We start from the raw sequence: 3530 nt of genomic DNA on the forward strand, positions 1-3530 counted from the left end.
ATAAACAAAAAAGAGGTGATAATATGAATAATAAAAGTAAAGGAATAAGTATGGCTTTAATTGCTGCAATACTTTGGGGAATATCTGGAAACTTTGCAGAATATATATTTACTCATTCTGATATAACAGATTTATCTTATACTACATTTAGAATGCTATTTTCAGGACTTATTCTAGTACCTTATTCTATATATATTAACGGGTATAATGATGTTAAAAAACTTATGTCGAATAAAAAAGAAATATTAAAATTAATCATATATTCTGTAATAGGTGTAATGCTTTTACAAACTACATTTGCAAAGACTATAGAGTATTCAAATGTACCATTTGCAACATTACTTCAATTTTTATCTCCTATAATTATATTAATACTAATAAGTATAAAAGATAAAAAATTACCTTTAAAATCTGAAGTTTTTTAAGTTTCGTTGCACTATTTGGAATGTTTTTGATGGTTACTAATGGAAATTTATCAAATATTTCAGTAAGTCCACAAGCATTAATTATGGGTATAATTTCTGCTATGACTTTTGTATTTTATATAATCTATATAAAAAATTTTTTTAAATATGATATGTGTTTGATAGTAGGACTTGGAATGTTACTTGGATCTGTATCACTTGCACCATTTACAAATCATCTTAATTTTATACAAAGTATGAATAGAAATGATATTATTTCAGCATTTGCTTTTAATGTTATACTTGGAAATGTAATACCATTTTACTTTTTCCTAGAAAGCACAAGATATATACGTCCAAATATTACAGCAATTATTGGATCATTCTAACCTATAACAGCTCTTCTTATATCTGTATTTATTATGAAAACAACTACTATATCTTTTATACAAATTATAGGGATTATATTAATAATAGGTTCTGTTACTTTATTAAGTGTTAAAGAGAAAAAATAAAAACATATATCTCTAAATTTTATAATAACCAAAATTATTATTTATTTTATTGATATATGTTTTTTTATACTATTTTTTTCTAACTAAATAATTATTAACTCCAAGAGCTGCACTAGCTCCACTTCCAGAAGCTATTACTATTTGCTTGAATTCTGTATTTGTACAATCTCCTGCAGCAAATAGTCCTTCAATAGAACTCTGACCTTGTCCATCAACAACAATTTCACCCATTCTAGTCTTTTCAACTTTATTATCTAAAAATTCTGTATTTGGAACTAACCCTACTTGAATAAAACAACCATCTATATCTCTTGAAATAGATTTACCAGATATTCTATCTGTATAAGTTAAACCTTGTACCTTATTATCTCCATCTATAGATGTTGTTTCTGCATTAGTTATTATTTCTATATTACTTAATGATCTTGCTCTATCCTGTAAAACATCATCAGCTTTTAATGTATCGGCAAATTCTAATACTACTACTTCTTTTGCTATAGGCGCTAAATCAATAGCTGCTTCTATACCAGAATTTCCTCCACCTATAACAGCAACTTTTTTATCTTTAAATAAAGGTCCATCACAATGTACACAATATGCTATTCCTTTATTTTTAAATTCAGTTTCACCTGGAATACCTAAAAGTCTCCATCTTGCACCTGTTGCAACTATAACAGTTTTAGATAATATCTCTATTCCATTATTTAACTTAGATTTAAATTCATCACCTTTTTCTATACTTTCAACCTTATATCCTTCAAATATTGGAATATTGTATTCTGTTACATGTTCTTTTACTTGAGCCATATATTTAGGACCTTCAGTATATTTAGTACCAGTGATATTTTCTATACCTAAAGTTTCTTTGACTTGTCCTCCAAATTCATCACAAACTATAGCTGCATTCCAATCTTTTCTTGCAAGATAAATAGCTGCAGTTGCCGCTGCTGGTCCTCCACCTATTATTAAAGTATCTAATTTTGTTATTTCCTTTATTTTATCATCAGATTTAGGTCCAGCTATCATATTAAGAATTTTATCAAGATTTGTTTTACCAGCAATAAATTCCTCGCCATTTAAAAGAACAGTTGGAACTGCCATAATACCTTTAGTTTCTACTAATTCTTGGAACATTCCACCTTCTATCATAGTATGACTAATTTTAGAATTTAAAACTGATAATATATTTAAAGCCTGTACAACATCAGGACAATTATGACAAGATAAACTAACTATAGTTTCAAATTTTAATTCTTTATCTATAGCTTTAATTCTTGCAAACTGTTCTTCTGATATTTTAGGTTTACGCCCACCTACTTGAAGTAAAGCTAATACAAGAGATTCAAATTCATGGCCTAAAGGAATTCCTGCAAATTCTATACCTGTTTTTTCATCTAATCTATTTACAGAAAATGAAGGTGTGTAATTTAATTTTTCTTCAGTTACAGAAATTTTATCAGATAATGATACAATTTCTAAAATAAAATCTCTTAATTTTTTTGAATTCTCACTTTCATCTAAACTTATACCTATAGAAATCTTATTTTCTAAAAGTTGTAAATACTGTGAAAGTTGTCCTTTTAAACTAGAATCTATTATACTCATTATATTTTACCTACTAAATCTAATCCTGGTGTTAAAGTTTCACCTGTTTCTTTCCATTTTGCTGGACATACTTGTCCTGGGTTTTTTCTAATAAATTGTCCTGCTTTAATTTTATCAACTAATACTGAAGAATCTCTTCCTATTCCATCAGCATTTATTTCAACTACTTGAACTACACCATCTGGATCTATTATAAATGTTGCTCTTTGCGCTAATCCTGATTCATCTAAAACTTCAAATTGTTTAGAGATTAAATGACTAGGATCTCCTATCATTTTAAATGTAAGTTTAGATATCTTATCTGAATGATCATGCCATGCTTTATGTACAAAATGAGTATCAGTTGAAACAGAATAAACTTCTGTATCCAAAGATTTTAAAGTATCATATTGTTCTTGTAAATCTTCTAATTCTGTAGGGCATACAAATGTAAAATCTGCTGGATAAAACATTATAACGCTCCACTTACCTCTTAAATCTTTATCCGTTACAGTTATAAATTCTTCTGTTGTCGGATTATATGCTTGTGCACTAAATTCTTGTATTTCTTTTCCTACTAAAGACATTATTTCCCTCCTAAGTTGTAATTGTTTTCATAATTATTATAGCAAATTGATAAACAACATTCAATAAAAGTTAAAAAAATCATTAACATACTATTAACAATATTTTTTTATCCATTTCATACCTCTTTATTTAAATTATAGATAATATTATCTCTGTTTTGTTGTAATATCAATAGTTACAATAATATTTTAAAATAAATAGACACATCAGTATCTATTTATTTATATATATTTAATTTAATCCTGCTTCAGCAAATAATTTTTTTATTTCTTCATTTTGTATTTCAGTTTCACCATAATTAGTTACAGCTGCTTTTCCTGCCTCTAATAATTCTGACATCTTCTCCCTCCTAATTATTCTATTGATATATGAAAATTATATATCATTTTTTAACTAAAATCAAAATAAATATATATTTCACATCAAACATTGATTAAAA

The 3530-nt window shown here is 26.6% G+C and carries 4 protein-coding genes; 2 read left to right on the forward strand and 2 right to left on the reverse strand.

The window, feature by feature from the left end:
- Both ACWYO2_RS05350 and ACWYO2_RS05355 read left to right on the forward strand, forming a co-directional pair.
- Nucleotides 1–425 (forward strand): DMT family transporter (locus tag ACWYO2_RS05350; RefSeq protein WP_455515453.1); only part of this gene is annotated, 425 nt, incomplete at its 5' end.
- 29 nt (nucleotides 426–454) lie between these two features.
- The gene (locus tag ACWYO2_RS05355) at nucleotides 455–793 is read left to right on the forward strand and encodes an EamA family transporter (protein WP_455515454.1); all 339 of its coding nucleotides are present in this window, start codon (nucleotides 455–457) and stop codon (nucleotides 791–793) included.
- Nucleotides 794–988: 195 nt separating this feature from the next.
- Here ACWYO2_RS05355 and ahpF read toward each other — a convergent pair whose 3' ends face one another.
- Nucleotides 989–2524, reverse strand: coding sequence for an alkyl hydroperoxide reductase subunit F (gene ahpF, locus ACWYO2_RS05360; RefSeq protein ID WP_455515455.1), 1536 nt, complete (start codon nucleotides 2522–2524; stop codon nucleotides 989–991).
- Nucleotides 2524–3090 (reverse strand): alkyl hydroperoxide reductase subunit C, encoded by a 567-nt coding sequence (ahpC, locus tag ACWYO2_RS05365; protein ID WP_066896705.1) that lies wholly within the window; start codon nucleotides 3088–3090, stop codon nucleotides 2524–2526. Before ahpC ends, ahpF begins: the two co-directional genes overlap by 1 nt.
- Nucleotides 3091–3530 lie beyond the last annotated feature (440 nt).

Source organism: Pseudostreptobacillus sp. (assembly GCF_977040545.1).

Coding starts and splice junctions, on each gene's coding strand:
- ahpC (WP_066896705.1), bottom strand. CDS start 3,090: ATGTCTTTAGTAGGAAAAGAAATACAAGAATTTAGTGCACAAGCATAT.
- ahpF (WP_455515455.1), bottom strand. CDS start 2,524: ATGAGTATAATAGATTCTAGTTTAAAAGGACAACTTTCACAGTATTTA.
- ACWYO2_RS05355 (WP_455515454.1), top strand. CDS start 455: ATGGTTACTAATGGAAATTTATCAAATATTTCAGTAAGTCCACAAGCA.